Consider the following 16,946-nt stretch of genomic DNA (forward strand, 5'->3'; position numbering starts at 1 on the left):
GATTCCACAAAGGGCGGGAGCGCTCACGTGAGGCGCCTTTCGAGTGCGAGGGGAGCCGGGTGGCTTTCGGGGGGCGTTGACGGCCGGTGAGAAGTAGCTGCCAGGCAGGGGGATGTGGCCCTTGTGTCGGCTGGGGCAGGAAGGCTTCGACTCCGCCTCCGTGACCGGGAGTTGCTCCTTCGCCTGTGCGATTCCTGTCTCCGGCCGTTACCGTCGCACTTCCTTGATGTGGACGGGGTGGCGATCGCGGGGAGAGGTTGTGGCGGCTTCGGTGACCCGGTTTGATTCGACCGCGTCCGGTGAGGGCGCGGGGGGAAGGACGACCGCCTGGACGTCGTAACCGCGTGCGTTGCAGCGGGTGTTGGAGACCGTGGTGAGGGTGCTGTCGTCCATGGCGAGGACGGTGGCCGCCGTGTCGAGGGCGATGGAGAGGGATGGCGTGCGGCCAACCGAGGGCACTGGTGTGCGGGACCTCGCGGGCGGTGACGAACCCCCCCGGTCAATGAGAAGTGACCTGCGGAAACGCGGAGTTGGGCGGAGTGGGTGCCCCGTGACTGGCCAAGGGGCCTGTCGGGACCCGGTGTTGCCGATACGCTGAGGGACAGCCATGAACCGGGGGCGGGGCTGGGGGCGGGGGCATGGATCCGCGGATGCGGTTGTCGGTGGCCGGATACGTCTGCGAGCGCGAGCTCGACCGGGGCGGACAGGGAGTCGTGTGGCTCGCCCGGGACCGGACGGGGCGTCAGGTCGTGGTGAAATTCCTGTTGCCGGGCATGGAGTACGACGAGGTCGCGCTCGCCCGCGTACGCCGGGAGTTCGGCGCGGCGAGCCGGGTCGGTGAACTCGCCACGGCCCGCGTCCTCGACGCCGATCTGTCCGGGCGGCACCCCTACATCGTCAGCGAGTTCGTCCAGGGCCCCACGATCCACCAGCATGTGGCCGCCAGCGGTCCGCTGCCCTCCGGGCGGCTGCAGTCCCTGGGGCTGGCCGTCGCGCACGCGTTGGCGCAGGTGCACCGGGTGAGCGTCGTGCACCGGGACATCAAACCGTCCAACATCCTGCTCTCACCGGACGGACCGCGGATCATCGACTTCGGTATCGCCCGCGACGACCGGTTGCTGGAGTCGGCGCTCACCACACCGGGCAGCGTGCTCGGCTCGCCCGCGTACATGTCGCCCGAGCAGGTCCAGTCGCTGCCGGTCACCGCCGCCTCCGACGTGTTCTCCCTCGGCGGCACGCTGTACTTCGCCGCCACGGGGCGGCATCCCTTCGACGGGGACAGCGACTACGAAGTGCTCGTCGCCGTGTGCACCCGGGACGCGGATCTCACCGCGGTGCCGGAGCCGGTCCGTTCGGTCATCGCCGACTGTCTGCGCAAGGACCCGGCGGAACGCCCCACCGCCGCCCAGCTCGTGACCCGGCTAGCGGGGGCGACGGAGGACGCGCGGACAGAGCCTCGTACGCCATCGCACCCGCCCGGACGAAGGAGCGGCGGCGGCACGAGCGCGAAGCAGGTGCGGCTGTGGGCGCTCGCGGCCGGCAGCGCCGCGGTGGCGGTGCTGCTCGCCATCGTGCTCAGCACCACTTCGGGAGGATCAGCGACGGAGGGCGGCCCGCAGGGCCATGGATCGGCCGCCGTGTCCTCGACGGTCTCGTCGTCCGGGAGGTCGACGAGATCTGCGAGCTCTCAACTCCTCTCGTACACCGATGACTTGACCGACTCGGGCGACTGGTCGTACAAGGACCCGACCCTGGCGAAGATCACGCACAAGGGCGGGACCATGCTGGTCGATCCCCGGCCAGAGCTGGAGGTGTGGCCGCAGGCGCCCTTCGAGCCGTCCTCGTTCGCGGTACGGCTGAGCACCCAGACGGAGTGGTACGGAGGCGAGGGTGGGGTCGGGCTGTGGTGCGACGGCTCGGGGGACTACCTGAAGGGCTCCCGCTGGGCGACTTACCTGACGACGGATCAAGAAGCCCTGATCGTGCGGGAGTTCAGGTTCAAGGGGAAGTTCCAGCACGACCGGGTCGTCGAGGTCGACCTCGCGGACGTGGGCCTGAAGGTGGAGAGCCAGCGGCAGGTCGACATGTCGATGACCTGCTCCTCGGCCGGCGAGGGCCGGATCAAGGTGGAGCTCGCCGTCGACGGCACCCGGGTCGCCGCGTACACCGGAGCCGCCTTCGACGCGCGGGGCTGCGGTGTGGCCGTCTTCCACTACAGCGCGACCGACCCGCGGGGCACGGCCTACCACGCGGGTTTCGAGCGCTTCACCGCGACCGAGCTGTCGGCGCGCTGACGACGTAGGCGGCAGGAGGCGGCGCGCCTCCCGGAACCCTCGGGGCGCTTCTTCTAACAGAATTATCATCAAAATTGTTAACAATCTTGGGGTCCGGCTCACGCTCCCGGCCTACAGTCTGGGACTCGTATGAGCCGCACAGCCCGACCTGCCCGCGGTGTCGCCCGGGTGGTGCCCAGGTACGGCTGTGACCACGCAACACGCTGCACAAGGAGGTCTACCGGTGGACATGAACCGCAGAACCGTGATGCGGAGCGCCACGGGCGTCGCAGCCCTGGCCGCGTTCGGAATCGCCGAGGGCACGGCGATGGGGCTCAACGCTCCGTCGCACTTCGCGCCGCTCACGCGTGACGTCATCAAGGCGAACCAGACGACGTACGCCACGTAGTCCGACTGGAACTCCGCCTACGGCGCCGCGGCGTACGACAGCGACTTCGCGCAGAAGGACAGCGTCGGCAAGGACATCACCTGGCGGGCCGAGGCGTACAACCCGATGTACTACCTCTCGCCCGCCTTCGCCGGCTACCGGCAGTCGAAGGTGGCGCGGCACTGGCGCATCCGCACCGGCATCATGCAGGGCGACACGGCCAACACGACCGAGCTCAACCTCCAGTTGGCCCTGCAGAACTACGGCATCCGCGACGTCGACTTCGCCACGGTGTGGGCCCTGGCACACACGATGGCCGAGCGCACCGGTGACGCCACGGCGAACTTCATCAGCTGGGTGGAGTCCGTCGTCAAGAAGTGATCGTCACTTCGGACAGCCCGGGCGCCTGACCGACGAGCCTCGATCAGGCGCCCGGCACCGAACCGGAGGCGCTCCCGGCAGCACAGCCTCGTGCACTGCCCAGCGCCTTCAGTGTTCCGCTGTGCAGCCGGCGGTTCTCCCGCAGCAGTAGCTGCTGTACGGCACCGCCTCCGCAGCGCGCCACTGTCTCCGCTCACGTGCGGGAATGGCCGCGGGCCCGCCCCGGTTGCCACGAGCATGACGACGAGTGCGCCACAGCCCGAGGTTCTCCGATACACCGCCTTCTCCAGCGATCCGGCCGGCGGAAATCCCGCGGGCGTCGTCCTGGACGCCACCGCTCTGGACGACAGCGCCATGCTGGCCATCGCCGCCGACCTCGGATACTCGGAGTCCGCGTTCCTGACCGCGCCCCCGGAGGGACTCGGCGATGACGAGGGGCGGGCGTACAGCATCCGTTACTTCAGTCCCAAGGCCGAGGTGCCGTTCTGCGGGCACGCCACCGTCGCGACCGCCGTCGCGCTCGCCGAGCGGGTGGGCCCGGGGGAGTTGGTGTTCGCGACGCGTGCGGGCACCGTGCCGGTGGAGGTGGTCGAGGAGGGCGGGACGCTCCGGGCCACGCTCACCAGCGTCGAACCGCACATCGAGGAGATCACCGCCGCCGACCTCACGGAGGCGCTCGCCGCGCTCGACTGGCCGGCCGCCGATCTCGACCCCGCCTTCCCGCCCCGTATCGCCTTCGCCGGCGCCCGCCACCTCGTTCTCGCGGCGGCGACGCGCGCCCGACTCGCGGATCTCGCCTACGACTTCGCCCGCCTCGAAACCCTGATGCACCACCTGGACCTGACCACCGTCCAGTTGGTGTGGCGCGAGTCGGCCACCGTCTTCCACGTCCGTGACCCGTTCCCCGTCGGCGGTGTCGTCGAGGACCCGGCGACCGGCGCCGCGGCCGTCGCGTTCGGTGCGTACGTGCGGGAACTCGGCCTGGTCCCCGAGGACGCCGTCCTCACCCTGCACCAGGGCGAGGACCTCGGCCGTCCCGGCGAACTCACGGTGACGCTGCGCGCGGGCGACCCGCGGGTCCGTGTGGGCGGCGCGGGAGCGCGCATCGGCTGAAGAGTGCGGTGCTCATCGGCTCAGGGCGTCAACGGTTGCCGCAGTTGTCCAGCCAGTCAGTGTTGGCGTACTTGAGTCAGTGTTGGCGTACTTGTCGCCCTTCAGGTACACGGCGCCGACCCAGTACGAGTAGGTGTCGCCCTTCTTGCCGGTGCTGACCCACACGTCGTTCGTGTATCCGTTGTCGGTGACCGACTTGCCCAAAGTTGGCTGGCCGTGAGAACGATTTCGATCCTCTTCGAAACGTCCCTCCGCAGGCGGGACACATGATCGGACCGTCTGCGGATCCGGACGGCTCGCCCGGTACGAAGCAGGGCGGGTGTGGATCCGGCAGGATCACGGGCACTGGGCAGGCGGGGAGGGCTTCCTGCCGATCGTGATCGCGACCGGGGAACCCGGGAGCAGCACGGTGCCCACACTCGGATTCTGCGAGCTCACCCGGTTGACGTTGTCGCAGTCGACGACGCTGCCGACGACGCCGAGCACGTATCCGGCGGCCGAGAGTTCCTGGCCGGCCTGCGCCCGTGTGTCACCCAGTACGTCGGGGACGGTCGTGACGCCGGTGACCGAAGCCGAGACGGAGGCCAGCCCCCTGCTGAAGCCGGTGTCCGACGACGTGTCGACCACCGTGACACTCCAGCCGACGGTTCCGGTCCGGTCGATGAACACCGACTGCGAGTCGCCGCCGACCGGGAAGACCGTGGTCGACGGGTCGAAGCCCGGCCCGCTGATCTCCAGTGAGTCCTCGGCCGTGTTGGAGACGCAGTCCGCGCTCCACTGCACCAGGGCGTTGTGGCCGTAGAGCACGGGTGACGGCGTCACCGATATCGAGGCGGTCGCCGTGGCCGCGCAGTTCAGCCCGGGATCGTCCGCGTAGGCAGGTGTCACCGCGAAGGCGGTGGCCAACAGCGCCGCCGCGACCAGTACCGCCGCCTTGGGCGAGCGGGCCGTCCGTAGCCCGGCGGTCGCCCTGGCGAGCACGCGACGACGTGCCGGCTTCGATGCTTCTCTCATGACTCCCCCTTGTGGTTGTTCCCCGCATGCCGAGTGGCCTGTGCCGTCGGGCCGGCCCATGGCCGTCAGGGCCCGGTGGCCAGCGTGATGCACTGTCGGAGGTGTGTCGTTCACGGGTCCGCTCAGCGGAACGACGTCACCCTCATGGCGACCCGAGGCCTGTCAGTGACCCATGGCACGATCGCCGGCATGACATCGATCGACGAACGGCTCCTTCTGGAGGCGGCCGCCAAGCACGGCGTTCCGGGGCCTGTCGTAAGGGAGTTGATGGTCCGGTCGCGGTCGTGCCTCTATCTGGTGCCGTACGACGAAGTGCCTGAGTCCCGTCGGGAGAACGCCCGCCCCGCCGCACGGACGGGTGGGCTTCCCGCGTTGCCGGACGGGGTGAACTGGCCTGACGGGAGAGAGCCGTTGGTGCTGAGCGTCGACTGTGCGGCCCTGCCTCACGGCGTCCTGGACATCGAACTGCCTGCCGATGGGCACCTGTTGCTCTTCACCGAGATCGAGTACCCGCCGGAGTCGTCCGCGGTGCTCCACATACCTGCCGGAGTCCGCACCACGGAGCGCTCCGCGACGTATGAACTCAACGGTGAGGCCGTGGAGTCCAGGGTCTATGAACCACGCACCCTGTATCCCGTGTCCGGCCTGACCTTCGACGGTGAGTGGGAAGGGGGCCCGCAGACCAGCGCGTTCCTGGACGGTGAGGGGGACGAGGACGCGCTGGACGGTTTCGAGGAGGCCGTCCTCGACCTGGCCTTCGGCGGGCGTCGCCCCGGGGTCTGCGTGCGGATCGGCGGGTTCTCCGACCCGTGGGACATGGCACCGGACGAGGGCGATCTCGTGCTCCTCGCTCAGCTGGCCGGGCAGGCGATCGACTACGACGTATTCACCATGAACCTGATCGTGGGCACACGGGAGGACATCGCCGCGCGGCGGTACGCGGGCCTCCAGTACGAGCAGCAGTGCTGAGCCGAGCCCTCGCGGGCGGGGCGAGGTGGGCCTGCCCTGCCGTGCGACCGAACGGTTCGTCGTGTGAGCCGTGGGGCTGGAGTGACGTAAGTGCAGGTTGGTGCGACGGAACCTTCGCCTCCTCCCCGCGGATGTGGCTGATGTTCGTCGGTTGAACGTAGGTCAGGAAACCGGGCAGGCCCACTTATCGGTCAGCCGGAACGTGACTGATTGTCGATGTGAGCTGTGCTACGTCTGTCCGGCATGTGCCTGGTGGGCAGGCCTCTGTCCGTATTGGGTGCACCTTGTTCGCCCTTGGTTGGTTTCTCTTCGTGACATGGCCGGATGAGACCATGTCGTGGCCCATATCGCACAGTTGGGATTCCCTCAAGGCGCCGGGTTTCAGTCAACCTCGTAAGGTGATCTTGGCTGAGATGGGTCGACAAGTAGACAATATTTCGGGCAGGCGCCCAAGGGCGACGAACCACTGCCCGACGAACGACCTCCGGATCAAGCCGGACACGGAGGCAGCGTGCAGGAGGGGTTGTGGAACGCTATTTCACCAGCGGGTGGCACGAGGACCTGCGCCAACGGGTGCGCGAGTTCGCCGAACGTGAGGTACGTCCGCGGATAGCGGAGATGGAGAAGTCGCGCACGGTGGCGCACGAGCTGTCCAGTCTCATCGCCCGGCAGGGCTGGATCGGCGTGACCATTGGCAAAGAGTACGGCGGAATGGGCGCCGGGCACCTGGCCAAGACCATCACCATCGAAGAACTCGCCCGTGTATGCGGTGCTATGGGAGCCATGGTTCAGGCCTCCCAGCTCGGTGTGGCCAAGATCATTCACTTCGGGAACGCGGAGCAGAAGCGGAAGTGGCTGCCGCGCATCGCCGCCGGCGACTGTCTCCCGACCATCGCCGTCACCGAACCGGAGTCGGGCGGCCATGTGCTGGGGATGGGCAGCACCGCCGTCCGGGACGGTGACGACTACATCCTCAACGGCCGCAAGGTCTTCGTCGGCAACAGCCACGTCGGCGACGTGCACGGCGTGGTCGTACGCACCGGCGAGGGCTCGAAGGGACTGTCGGCCTTCCTCGTCGAGTCCGACCGCCCCGGCTTCTCGCTCGGCGAACAGGTGCCCGCCATGGGGCTGCACGGCTTCAGCTTCGGCGAGATCATCTACGACAACTGCCGCGTACCGGCGGCGAATCTGCTCGGCGGCGAGGGCAAGGGCCTGGCCGTCGCCTACTCCTCCAGCATCCTCTACGGCCGCCCCAACCTCACGGCCGTCTCCCTCGGCATCCACCAGGCCGTCTTCGAGGAGACGACGGCGCTGTGCATCGAGCGCGAGCGCTTCGGAGCACCACTCGGCGACCTCACCAACATCAAACTCAAGCTGGGCCGGATGAAGTCCCGCTTGATGACGGCCCGGCTGGCCGCCTACCACGCCGTCCACCTCCTCGACCAAGGGCTGTCCTGCGACGCGGAGTTGATGAACGCCAAGCTCCTCAACGTCGAGGCGGCCGTCGACTCCGCCCGTGACAGCATGGAGATCCACGCCGCCAGCGGTCTGTTCACCGACCGCCCCGTGGAGCGCTATCTGCGCGACGCCCACCACATCTACGCCCCCGCCGGCACCTCCGACATCCAGCTGCTGAGGCTGGGCGAGGTAGCCCTCGGCACGGCCAAGGGCCAGTGGTCCGAGCGACTGGCCGACCTCGTGCGGACCGTCCAACCCCAGCGCCGTCTGGGGCAGTTGGAGACGGCCGGGCACGCGGGCTGAACACCGGGGAGCCACGGACACAGCGTTGTGCCCGCGGCTCCCGTACTTGAACGTCCTTCGCCCCGGCGGCCGCCCTGGCAGCGGGCTCAGATCCCGCCCCGGGTCTCCATCGTGTGGAGCCGGTCGACCAGTTGCTGTGCCAGCGACTTGATCGTCGCCAGACCCTCGCGCCCCCACGGATGGGTGTCCGTGTCGACCACGCAGATCGTGCCCAGGGCCATGCCCGTCTTCCAGTCGATCAGCGGCGCGCCCATGTACGAGCGGATGCCTATCTCGTCCACGACGCTGTTCCCCGCGAACCGCGGGTAGTCGCAGACGTCCTCCAGGACCAGCGCCTTCTTCCGCACGACGACGTGCGGGCAGTACCCCTGATCACGCGTCATCGTCCGGCCGACCTCCGGCTGCTCGTCCGGCGCCAACTGGACGCCCGGACGGCCACCGGCGTAGAGACCGGCGAAGTACTGACGGTTCTCGTCGATGAAGTTGACCATCGAGAACGGCGCGCCCGTGACCTGCGCCAGGTTGCGGGCGAACTCGTCGAACTCCGCGATCGGCGCGTCCCCGAGGCCGAGTTCGCGCAGCCGCGCCACCCGGGCGGTGGCCTCGCGGTCCTCGGGCGTCAGCAGCAGATGGCTGGTCGGGTCGTACGAATTCTGGGTGGAGTAGGGAACCGGGGCTGACATGCAGGCTCCATTCGGTCGCGTCGAGCGTGGGCTCAGCGCGACGGGTAAAGCTCCGCGGGCGGGGTGCCGGGAGTCGAGGCGAGCAGATGCTGTACGAGTGCGATCAACACGCGGGTACCGGAGTTGCACTGCCGCGCGTCACACATCACAACAGGTACGTCGGGCTTGAGGTCGAGGGCCGCGCGGATCTCGTCGGACTCGTAGTGATAGGAGCCGTCGAACTCGTTGACGGCCACGATGAAGCCGATGCCACGCCGTTCGAAGAAGTCGACGGCGGCGAAGCAGTGGTCCAGCCGACGGGTGTCCGCGAGCACCACGGCACCCAGCGCGCCGTTCGACAACTCGTCCCACATGAACCAGAACCGCTCCTGCCCGGGCGTACCGAACAGATAGAGGACGTGCTCCTTGTCCAGGGACATCCGGCCGAAGTCCATCGCCACGGTGGTGGTCGACTTCTCCTCGATGCCCACCAGGCTGTCGGTGCGGGCACTGACCGAGGTCAGCAGTTCTTCGGTGCTCAGCGGCTCGATCTCGCTGACCGCACCGACGAACGTGGTCTTGCCGACCCCGAAGCCCCCGGCGATGAGGATCTTCAGGGCGGTGGGGAAGGGGTCAGAGCCGCTTACGTAGTCCATGCAGCACCGCCTCCAGGAGGTTTCGGTCGGTCGGGGAGGCCGCCTCGACGGCACGCGGCGAGCGCAGGGAGAGCGCCTGGTGCGTCACGAGGTCGGAGAGCAGAACTTTGGTGGTCACCGCGGGCAGACGCAGATGGGCGGCCACCTCGGCGACCGAGATGGGCGCGTCGCACAGGGTGAGAACCTGGTCGTAGTCGGGGCCCAGATAGCTCTGTGGCCTGGTACCGGTGGCCATCACAAGGGTGAGCAGGTCGAAGTGCGCCGAGGGACGGGTTCGACCGTTGGTGACGGTGTACGGCCGTATTAGCCGCCCGGCCTCGTCGTCGAGCCACGACCCGTCCTCCGCGTCCGACATGGTCAGCGCCTCTGATCCATCGACGAGCCGGCCCCCTGCTGTCGGACCGGCGTGGCGAGATACGGGCGAACACTCTTGACCAGCATGGCCATTTCGTAACCGAGGACGGCCGCGTCGGCCTCACGGTCGGCCAGCACGGCCAGACAGGCGCCGGAGCCCGCGGCGCACACGAACAGCAGCGCGCTGTCCAGCTCCACGACCACCTGCCGCACATCGGCGCCCTGCGCGAACTGCGCGCCCGCGCTACGGGCCAGCGAGTGCAGACCGGACGCCAGGGCGGCCAGATGCTCGGCCTCGGCCGCCGTATCCAGCCCGTCGGCGGCCTTCGCGAGGCCGTCCGTGCTCAGCAGCACTGCGCTGCGGGTATAGGGGACCCTCTGGACGAGTCCCGCCAGGAGCCAGTCGAGGTTCTGCTGGCCGGCGTGCATGTCGCTCACGGTGGCGTTCTTCTCCTTGTTGCGAGTAACGGGGCCTGCGGTCAGCGAGCGCTGTCGGTGGGAGGCTCGTCGGGTTCGTTGTCGGCGAGGCTGACTCCGCGCCGGAACATGGCCATCAGTCCCGGATCGTGCTCGACCTCGTGTTCCTCGGTCTTGCGGGGCGCCGGACTGTCACGCAGCTCCGGTACGAGGTGCTCCTGAGCGTGCCGCTGGGGCAGTCGCGGCCGGTCGTCGCGGGACTCCCTGCCGTACGGCACGGACCCGCGCTCGCGCGGCGCCGACGGCTCCACGGTCCTGGGGTGCTGTTGCTGCTGTGGAGGCTGGTGCACGACGGGCATCGGCGCGTTCCCGGTGCGGGCCGGGGGCAGCGGCTGGCGGAACGTGGGCGGCGGGGCGGCGGGCTGGGCGATCTGCGCGGCGGAGTGGTGGGCCGGGGCCGGCTGTACGGCCTGGTGGTGGGCCGGGGCGACCTGGGCCGGCCGGGACATGTCGGCGACCGCCTGGTGGTGCGTCTGGGCGGGTATCTGGCCGGGCTCGTCGCCCATCAGGCCGCGCGGGATGACCAGGATGGCCTGGATGCCGCCGTAGATGTTGCTCTGCAGGCGAACCGCGATGCCGTGCCGGCGGGCCAGCGCGGACACCACGTACAGGCCGATACGGCCGTCCGCGAGCAGCTTGCTGATGTCGATGCGGTCCGGCTCGGCGAGCAGTGTGTTGACGCGGGCCTGTTCCTGTGTGGGCATGCCCAGTCCGCGGTCCTCGACCTCGACGGCGAGACCGGCGGTCACACGCTGGGCGCGCATCAGCACCTGGGTCTGCGGCTCGGAGAACGTCGTGGCGTTCTCGACGAGTTCGGCCAGCAGGTGGATGACGTCGGCGACGGCGTGGCCGCGCAGGGTGCCCTCGATCGGGGGGACCAGCTTGACCCGGGAGTAGTGCTCGACCTCGGCGATGGAGGAACGCAGCACCTCGGTCAGCGTCACCGGGCGGGTCCACTGTCGGCGGGACACCGAGCCGCCGAGCACCGCGACGTTCTCCGCGTGGCGGCGGATACGGGTCGCGAGGTGGTCGACGTGGAAGAGGCCCTTGAGGAGCTCCGGGTCCTCGACCTCGTTCTCCAGCTGGTCGAGCATGTTGATCGCGCGGTGCACCAGGGACTGCAGACGCCGGGCGAGGTTGACGAAGACCTCGACGCGCTCCTCGCTGTCCGGTGCGGAGGCCCGGGCGAGCTGCGCGGTCTGCGCGACGACGGTACGGGCCTGCCACAGGCTCACACCTATCTCGTACGTGAGCCGGCCGAGCGGGTCGGTCTGCGAGGGCGGCTGGTGCATGAACGGCACCTGCTCCACCGGCTCGCCCCGCTCCAGCCGCTGCAGCACGTCCTGCAGATCGGCCTGGCCGGTGGCGACCGTACGGCGCAGCGACGCGTACTGCTGCGAGATCCCCGCGGCCTCGGAACGCCCGAGCCGCACGCCGGCGAACAGAATTCCGCAACCGAGCACGGCGGCGACGGCGAGCACCGTGTAGGTGGTCCCGTCGGCGAAACCGCTCTGCGTGCGCAGCACGACCAGGACGACGGCGGTGGCGAGGATCGCCATCGCGGCGGCGGGCAGCACGGCGAGCCGGACCGTGCGCGACCGAGTGGCCGAATCCGACGGTCCGTCCTGGACGGAGGACCGGGCGTGTCTGTTTCGCGCGGAGCCCGATCCAGTCGTTCGACCGGGCTCCGAGGGCACAGCATAGGAGGGGATTTCGGGCATCGGAGTCCTCTCGATCAACCGGGTGGGACACACGGCGCGCAGCGCACATTAACCGTCAAGTCCGGTAAGGAATGCGACAGTTAACGGTCAGCCACCCTACGCCACCATCCTTAATGCGGTGTAATCACGTCACGTCTGACGCCCAACCTGGCCTGCCGAAACGGTTCTCTGGTGGTTCCTATGAAGGGAACGGGGACTGGTTACGTGGCATAGGACCCATTTGCCGCATCCCGCAACGCACCGGAAATCCAGAGTTGGCGCGACTGTTGTCTGCGGGAGTCCGAAAGTTCGCCCTGCAAGACGGCGTACGGGCGGGGGAGTTGGCGCCGCCCGGCCCCCAAGCGTGTGAAGAGGTCGAGGAGTTACGGTGCATCCCTGGTGGCTGAATCACCACCCTCTCTACCGGGGGTCGGTCACGGGGGTGCGCTGCTCGCCGAGGTCGATGCGTCCGCCCGGTGTGGCGATGGCGGCGGTCACCACATCACCCGCGTGCAGATAACGAGGGTTGCGGGCCTGGCTCTTGAAGAACGCCTTCCACTTCACGGCCGGCGGCAGCAGCGCGCCGAGCTTCTCGACGGCCGTCGGCGGAGCCTTCAGCGCGGCGCCGCCGGGGGTGCCGGTCGGCAGCAGATCGCCGGGTTCCAGGGTCTGGAACCGGGCCGGCAGCGTGAGCGCCCGCGCCGGAGGCACGATCATGTCGGCGAGGGTGCGGTCCTGTCGCGGTTCCCCGTTGGCGCTCAACGTCAGCCGCAGATCCAGGAGATGGGCGAAGTCCTCCGGCTCCAGCAGACAGAGGTACGGCCCGGTCGGGGTGAACGTGGGGTACGACTTGCTCTCGTAGAACTGCGTCTTCGTCAGCTGCACGTCCCGCGCGCTCACGTCATCGGTGACGACGAGCCCGGCGACGTACGACGGCAGGTCCCGCTCCTCCACCACGGTCCCGATCGGCAGCAACGCCCCCATGACCAGCCCGAGTTCGACCTCGTAGTCGAGGAAGTTCACATGGGACGGCCGGACGATGGCCTCGCCCGGGCCGCTCACCGAGCCGGACGCCTTGCGGAAGAAGGCGGGCGGGACCTCGCCCGTGTACCCCGAATCGCGGGCGTGGCTGCGGTGGTTGACCATCTGGGCGACGACCCGGCAGGGCGTGGTGACCGGGGACAACGCGACCAAGTCGCCTACGGGCGGGCCCGGTTCGCCCGCTGCCACGGCCTCGCGGACGGCGTCACGGTCGGCGAGCAGCTCGGCGGTGGTGCGGGCCTTCGTCGCGATGCGGACGGCGCGTCCACCCCGCACCACCCACCACCCATCGGTTGTTCGCAGGACATTGGTGCTCATGAGGTCATCGCTTTCATCAGGCCCAACAGGCGTGCCGGGTCGAGGTCGTTGTCGCCGCGCAGGGCGTGCAGTACGTCACGGACCTTCGCGGGGGACGGCTTCGTGCCGAGGAAGTCGCGCGTGGCCGGCGGCCCCCACTGGGCCGGCCCGCTCGCCGACATCGGCGCCCAACCGGGTTCCAGGTCACGGGAGAAGAGGTCACCGTCGGCGAAGTGCTCCAGCATGAAGTGGTCGGGGTCGCGCCAGTAGTCGAAGAGCTGGCTGCCCTGGATGTGCCGTCCGATGCCCCAACTCCGCTTGTAGCCGCGCTCCTTGAGGTACTCGCCGCCCACGGCGATCGAGTCCAGGTCGGTCACCTGGTAGGCGGAGTGGACATAGCCGTTGCCCGGCCCGAGGTGCATCGCGAGGGTGTGGTGGTCGACGGCCGGACCGCCCCCGTCGCACCGCATGAACGCCATCGTCGGACCCCGGTCGCGCCGCCCGTCCAGGAACAGGAAGTCGGACACGATCATGCCGAGCGTGTCCAGATATCAGTCCAGCGCACGGCCGAACACCCTTGTCTCCAGCACCACATGACCCAGGCGCTGGATACGGGACGGCTCCCGGGGCGGGCGCTGCGCGGTGTCCCTGCGGCGGTGATCCGCACCGAAGTTGAGGAGCAGGGGCGGCTGTTCGGGGAGTGCCGGGAGCGACTCGGCGCAGTGCACCACGCGCACGGGGAGGCCCGAGGGGTCGAGCAGATGCACGGACCTGCCGCCGCCGGGGACATCGGCGTCCCGTACGTCCGTCCCCGTCGCCCGGGCCAGCCGGTCCGGATCGGCCCGCTCGGCGGCGCGGAACGCCGGGCCGACGAAACGGGACGTACGGCCGCGCCGGATCACCATGCAGGGTGAGCCCGCGAAGGTACCGCGCAGCCACAGGGCGTCCGAGATGCGGGCCGCCACGGAGAAGCCGAAGTCGAGGGCCAACACCTCCGCCCGCTCCAGGTCGGGCTTCTCGAACTCCAGCCAGGCCAGGTCGGCCACCTTGACCGCAGGGTTCCGGGAGCGCCCGGGATGTTCGCCGCGCAGGGCGCCCCGCTCGCTGTGCAGGTCCTGGCGGGCCGTCCTGACGTCCATGGTCTCCTCGCTCGCCGACGGGCAGCAGCGCCGTGATGATGAAATCATCAGCATTGACTCCATCATCGGCAATAGCTCGCCCAGGGGTGAACTGATTGGTTCATCAGAACTGTGGGATGCGAGGCCCCGTTGCTAGGCTCGCGCGTATGCCGACGTCAGCCCCGCCCCGCAACCGCTTCGAGCGCCGTCGCGCCGAGACCCGTCAGGCGCTCGTCCGCGCGGCCCGGCAGATCCTCGCCGAGACCGGGGACACCAGCGCGAGCATCCAGGCCATCGCGGAACGCGCGGACGTCGGCTTCGGCTCCTTCTACAACCACTTCGCATCGAAGACGGAACTGTTCGACGCGGCCGTGGTCGACGCCCTCGAAGAACTCGGCCAGACCTTCGACGAGCACCTCCGGGGCATCGACGATCCCGCGGAACTCGTCGCGGCCGGGCTGCGGCTCAGTGGCCGCATGGCCGACTCCCGTCCGGAACTGATGCAGGTCCTGCGCCACCGCGGGCTGCGCCACATCCACTCCGCCCGCGGCCTGGCCCCACGCGCCGTACGCGACCTGGAGGCCGGTGTCGCCTCCGGCCGCTTCACCGTCGCCGATCCGACCGTGGCCGTCGCGGCGCTGGGTGGTTCTCTGCTGGCGTTGCTCGAACTGCGGTTCGCCGAGCCGGAGTTGGACGGCGAGGAAGCGGCCTCGAACCTCGCCGAGATGCTGCTGCGCATGCTCGGTGTCGCGCCGGACGACGCGCGCGAGGTGGCCCGGCGGGCGCTGCCCGACCTCGGCTGACGCGTCAACGCGCCCTGTATGTCATTACTTTCTTCCCCAGCTCTTCCCTTCCGCCGGTGAACCTCGGCGGCTCCTTTCACCTCTACGACGTGTAGTGGAGGTTGCCCCGGCGCGAACTGCCGATCGACGGGGACGGAAGGAGACGGAAGGAGAAGGACGCCATGGATGACGGTCCCCGCGCCGGCGGTGCTCTCCGGCTGAGGCGGCGCGACGCGCCCTCCACGGCGGGGCCGCCGAGAACCCGGCCACTCGCGACCGAGCCCGCGGCGCCGCAGCAGCCGCACCGGGGCATGACGCTGATCGCCGCGATCAGCCTGTTCATCGGCACCCGAGACGCCTGGACCAGGGCGATGGCGTCCCACCCGCCCGTCGCCGCGATCATCTCCGTCTGCTACGCCGGGATCCTCGTCGCGGGCGTCCTGGCCCTCACCGCACGCACCCGGCGCACCCTGATCCGGGTGGACGCGGGCGTCCTGCTGCTCGCCGTCGTGCTGGTGCTCTGCGGCTACTGGCTCAACCACGCCGGCACCGACGAGGGCGTCCTCACCGCGCAGGCCGCCCACGAGATCCTGCGCGGACACCCCGTCTACGGCCAGCCCTGGCCGTGGCTGTTCGACCGTTCCGCGGTCGGCATCACCAAGACCATGTCGGGCGGCGCCGACTACACCTACGGCTATCCGCCCCTGACCGCGCTGCTCGCCGCCCCCGTCCACGCCGTGGTCCACTCGACGGCCGCCGCCACCCTCGTCACCACCGGCGCGCTGCTCGGGGGCGCCGTCCTGCTGTGGTGGCGGCTCCCGGTCCCCTGGCGGTCCGGCGCCACCGCCGTGTGCCTCGGCTTCGGCTTCCTGCCCGGCTACGCCTACTCCGGCTACCCCGCCGTCCTCGCCCTGGCGCTCCTCATCCCGGTGGTGGTCCGCTGGCCCGACACCGGAGCAGGCGGCCGGCTCGGACTCCCCGGAGTGGTCCAGGCCCTCTGCCTCGGCGCGGCCTGCGCCACCCAGCAACTCGCCTGGTTCCTCACGCCGTTCCTCCTCATCGGCCTCTACGCCGTCCGACGCGGCGACCTCGGCCCCCGGCTCGCCCTAGGCGTGGTCGCCCGCTACACCGGCACCGCCGCCCTCACCTGGGCCGCGATCAACGCCTACTTCGCCACCCAGGACTTCCACACCTGGCTGCACGGCCTGCTGCTCCCGCTCACCCAGAAGGCGATCCTGCACGGCCAGGGCCTCATGGGGATCTCGTACTACTTCACCGCGGGCAGCAGGCACCTCGACTACTACTCCTACGGCAGCATCCTGCTCCTGTTCGGCCTGCTCGCCGCCACGCTGCTCTTCGTACGACGGCTCGGCCCGGCGCTCACCGTGCTGCCCTGGCTGAGCTTCTATCTCGCCACCCGGTCCCAGGACGGCTACTTCCTGATGATGACCCCGCTGTGGCTCGCGGCGGCCGCCACCGTCCCCGCCTCCGCGCTCGCCTCGGCCTGGCAGCCCCGCATCCCGCACGTGACCGGACACCGGGCCAAGGGCATCCTCGCGGTGGCGCTCGTCACGCCCGCCGTGCTGTGCGCGACGGTCGCCGCGGCCAGTGCGCCGCCGCTGCGGATGAATGTCACACCGAGCTTCACGGAGCGGGCCGGACACCGGGACATCACGCGGCTCGTGGTCCGGGTCGTCAACATCACCGGCACCCGGCTCACTCCCCACTTCGCCAGCCGCCTCGGACAGGGCGCCTCCGACTGGTGGACCGCCTCCGGAGGCCCGGCGTCCCTCGCCCCGCACGCCTCCGCGACGTACGTAGTGAAGCCGCCCGGCGGTGTCCGGCGGGCGCCGGGCGGGTCGCATCCCCGCTTCTACCTCATCGCCGTGACCGGTACCCCGATGACCATCACCACCGCACGGATTCCGATCAGTTGACCGAGTTTGACGTAAAAGGATAT

Annotated in this window: 16 protein-coding genes and 1 pseudogene; 8 read left to right on the forward strand and 9 right to left on the reverse strand. The window is 69.6% G+C overall.

Translation table 11 applies throughout. The annotated features are described in order from the left end of the window. Positions 1–207: 207 nt before the first annotated feature. Positions 208–393: a hypothetical protein gene (locus tag ACFWP5_RS02635; protein WP_384149170.1), complete on the reverse strand. Its 186-nt coding sequence runs from the start codon at positions 391–393 to the stop codon at positions 208–210. A 245-nt stretch (positions 394–638) separates the two neighbouring features. Between ACFWP5_RS02635 and ACFWP5_RS02640 the strand changes: the two genes are divergently transcribed. The 4 genes from ACFWP5_RS02640 to ACFWP5_RS02655 all read left to right on the forward strand — a co-directional run bounded on the left by ACFWP5_RS02640 (position 639) and on the right by ACFWP5_RS02655 (position 4,155). Further along, entirely contained in the window at positions 639–2,294 is a 1,656-nt protein-coding gene (locus tag ACFWP5_RS02640; RefSeq protein ID WP_384149172.1) for a serine/threonine-protein kinase, read from the forward strand. 229 nt (positions 2,295–2,523) lie between these two features. After that, positions 2,524–2,682 carry a hypothetical protein gene (locus ACFWP5_RS02645; RefSeq protein WP_384149174.1) on the forward strand — a complete coding sequence of 53 codons (159 nt, stop codon included), beginning with the start codon at positions 2,524–2,526 and terminating at the stop codon, positions 2,680–2,682. 105 nt (positions 2,683–2,787) lie between these two features. Beyond that, positions 2,788–3,042 (forward strand): hypothetical protein, encoded by a 255-nt coding sequence (locus ACFWP5_RS02650; RefSeq protein WP_384149176.1) that lies wholly within the window; start codon positions 2,788–2,790, stop codon positions 3,040–3,042. A 237-nt stretch (positions 3,043–3,279) separates the two neighbouring features. Continuing rightward, entirely contained in the window at positions 3,280–4,155 is an 876-nt protein-coding gene (locus ACFWP5_RS02655) for a PhzF family phenazine biosynthesis protein (protein WP_384149178.1), read from the forward strand. Between the two features lie 336 nt (positions 4,156–4,491). Here the strand turns inward: ACFWP5_RS02655 and ACFWP5_RS02660 are convergent, their stop codons facing one another. Then, positions 4,492–5,169: a PASTA domain-containing protein gene (locus tag ACFWP5_RS02660; protein ID WP_384149179.1), complete on the reverse strand. Its 678-nt coding sequence runs from the start codon at positions 5,167–5,169 to the stop codon at positions 4,492–4,494. Positions 5,170–5,358: 189 nt separating this feature from the next. On the opposite strand from ACFWP5_RS02660, the gene ACFWP5_RS02665 reads away from it, so the two are divergent. Then, positions 5,359–6,138: a DUF1963 domain-containing protein gene (locus tag ACFWP5_RS02665; protein WP_384149181.1), complete on the forward strand. Its 780-nt coding sequence runs from the start codon at positions 5,359–5,361 to the stop codon at positions 6,136–6,138. A gap of 525 nt (positions 6,139–6,663) precedes the next feature. After that, positions 6,664–7,899 (forward strand): acyl-CoA dehydrogenase family protein, encoded by a 1,236-nt coding sequence (locus ACFWP5_RS02670; RefSeq protein ID WP_384149183.1) that lies wholly within the window; start codon positions 6,664–6,666, stop codon positions 7,897–7,899. 86 nt (positions 7,900–7,985) lie between these two features. Here ACFWP5_RS02670 and ACFWP5_RS02675 read toward each other — a convergent pair whose 3' ends face one another. The 7 genes and pseudogenes from ACFWP5_RS02675 to ACFWP5_RS02705 form a co-directional block, all read right to left on the reverse strand. Then, positions 7,986–8,582 carry a GAF domain-containing protein gene (locus tag ACFWP5_RS02675; RefSeq protein ID WP_384149185.1) on the reverse strand — a complete coding sequence of 199 codons (597 nt, stop codon included), beginning with the start codon at positions 8,580–8,582 and terminating at the stop codon, positions 7,986–7,988. Positions 8,583–8,614: 32 nt separating this feature from the next. Next, on the reverse strand, positions 8,615–9,217 hold the full coding sequence (locus ACFWP5_RS02680; RefSeq protein WP_384149187.1) for an ATP/GTP-binding protein: 603 nt from the start codon (positions 9,215–9,217) through the stop codon (positions 8,615–8,617). After that, positions 9,195–9,572, reverse strand: coding sequence for a DUF742 domain-containing protein (locus ACFWP5_RS02685; protein ID WP_384149189.1), 378 nt, complete (start codon positions 9,570–9,572; stop codon positions 9,195–9,197). The genes ACFWP5_RS02680 and ACFWP5_RS02685 overlap by 23 nt, the downstream gene beginning before the upstream one ends. A 2-nt stretch (positions 9,573–9,574) precedes the next feature. Beyond that, positions 9,575–10,000, reverse strand: a complete 426-nt coding sequence (locus tag ACFWP5_RS02690) for a roadblock/LC7 domain-containing protein (protein WP_384149512.1) — start codon at positions 9,998–10,000, stop codon at positions 9,575–9,577. A gap of 50 nt (positions 10,001–10,050) precedes the next feature. Then, entirely contained in the window at positions 10,051–11,625 is a 1,575-nt protein-coding gene (locus ACFWP5_RS02695) for a sensor histidine kinase (RefSeq protein WP_384149191.1), read from the reverse strand. 543 nt (positions 11,626–12,168) lie between these two features. Next, positions 12,169–13,107: a fumarylacetoacetate hydrolase family protein gene (locus tag ACFWP5_RS02700; protein WP_384149193.1), complete on the reverse strand. Its 939-nt coding sequence runs from the start codon at positions 13,105–13,107 to the stop codon at positions 12,169–12,171. After that, positions 13,104–14,225: pseudogene (locus ACFWP5_RS02705) on the reverse strand (VOC family protein). The gene ACFWP5_RS02700 and the pseudogene ACFWP5_RS02705 overlap by 4 nt, the downstream one beginning before the upstream one ends. Before the next feature lie 146 nt (positions 14,226–14,371). Here ACFWP5_RS02705 and ACFWP5_RS02710 point away from each other — a divergent pair. Both ACFWP5_RS02710 and ACFWP5_RS02715 read left to right on the forward strand, forming a co-directional pair. Then, a complete protein-coding gene (locus ACFWP5_RS02710) occupies positions 14,372–15,007 on the forward strand; it encodes a TetR/AcrR family transcriptional regulator (RefSeq protein ID WP_384149195.1) in 636 nt (211 codons plus the stop codon). Between the two features lie 161 nt (positions 15,008–15,168). Beyond that, entirely contained in the window at positions 15,169–16,923 is a 1,755-nt protein-coding gene (locus ACFWP5_RS02715) for a hypothetical protein (protein WP_384149197.1), read from the forward strand. Positions 16,924–16,946: the final 23 nt, after the last annotated feature.

Origin of the sequence: Streptomyces sp. NPDC058469 (genome assembly GCF_042721125.1) — a bacterium.
In the GTDB taxonomy this organism is placed as follows: Bacteria; Actinomycetota; Actinomycetes; order Streptomycetales; family Streptomycetaceae; genus Streptomyces.

Excerpts from the sequence above, each read along its gene's own strand:
- ACFWP5_RS02635 (WP_384149170.1), bottom strand. The coding sequence starts at position 393 with ATGGACGACAGCACCCTCACCACGGTCTCCAACACCCGCTGCAACGCA.
- ACFWP5_RS02640 (WP_384149172.1), top strand. The coding sequence starts at position 639 with ATGGATCCGCGGATGCGGTTGTCGGTGGCCGGATACGTCTGCGAGCGC.
- ACFWP5_RS02645 (WP_384149174.1), top strand. The coding sequence starts at position 2,524 with ATGAACCGCAGAACCGTGATGCGGAGCGCCACGGGCGTCGCAGCCCTG.
- ACFWP5_RS02650 (WP_384149176.1), top strand. The coding sequence starts at position 2,788 with ATGTACTACCTCTCGCCCGCCTTCGCCGGCTACCGGCAGTCGAAGGTG.
- ACFWP5_RS02655 (WP_384149178.1), top strand. The coding sequence starts at position 3,280 with ATGACGACGAGTGCGCCACAGCCCGAGGTTCTCCGATACACCGCCTTC.
- ACFWP5_RS02660 (WP_384149179.1), bottom strand. The coding sequence starts at position 5,169 with ATGAGAGAAGCATCGAAGCCGGCACGTCGTCGCGTGCTCGCCAGGGCG.
- ACFWP5_RS02665 (WP_384149181.1), top strand. The coding sequence starts at position 5,359 with ATGACATCGATCGACGAACGGCTCCTTCTGGAGGCGGCCGCCAAGCAC.
- ACFWP5_RS02675 (WP_384149185.1), bottom strand. The coding sequence starts at position 8,582 with ATGTCAGCCCCGGTTCCCTACTCCACCCAGAATTCGTACGACCCGACC.
- ACFWP5_RS02680 (WP_384149187.1), bottom strand. The coding sequence starts at position 9,217 with ATGGACTACGTAAGCGGCTCTGACCCCTTCCCCACCGCCCTGAAGATC.
- ACFWP5_RS02685 (WP_384149189.1), bottom strand. The coding sequence starts at position 9,572 with ATGTCGGACGCGGAGGACGGGTCGTGGCTCGACGACGAGGCCGGGCGG.
- ACFWP5_RS02690 (WP_384149512.1), bottom strand. The coding sequence starts at position 10,000 with ATGCACGCCGGCCAGCAGAACCTCGACTGGCTCCTGGCGGGACTCGTC.
- ACFWP5_RS02700 (WP_384149193.1), bottom strand. The coding sequence starts at position 13,107 with ATGAGCACCAATGTCCTGCGAACAACCGATGGGTGGTGGGTGGTGCGG.
- ACFWP5_RS02710 (WP_384149195.1), top strand. The coding sequence starts at position 14,372 with ATGCCGACGTCAGCCCCGCCCCGCAACCGCTTCGAGCGCCGTCGCGCC.
- ACFWP5_RS02715 (WP_384149197.1), top strand. The coding sequence starts at position 15,169 with ATGGATGACGGTCCCCGCGCCGGCGGTGCTCTCCGGCTGAGGCGGCGC.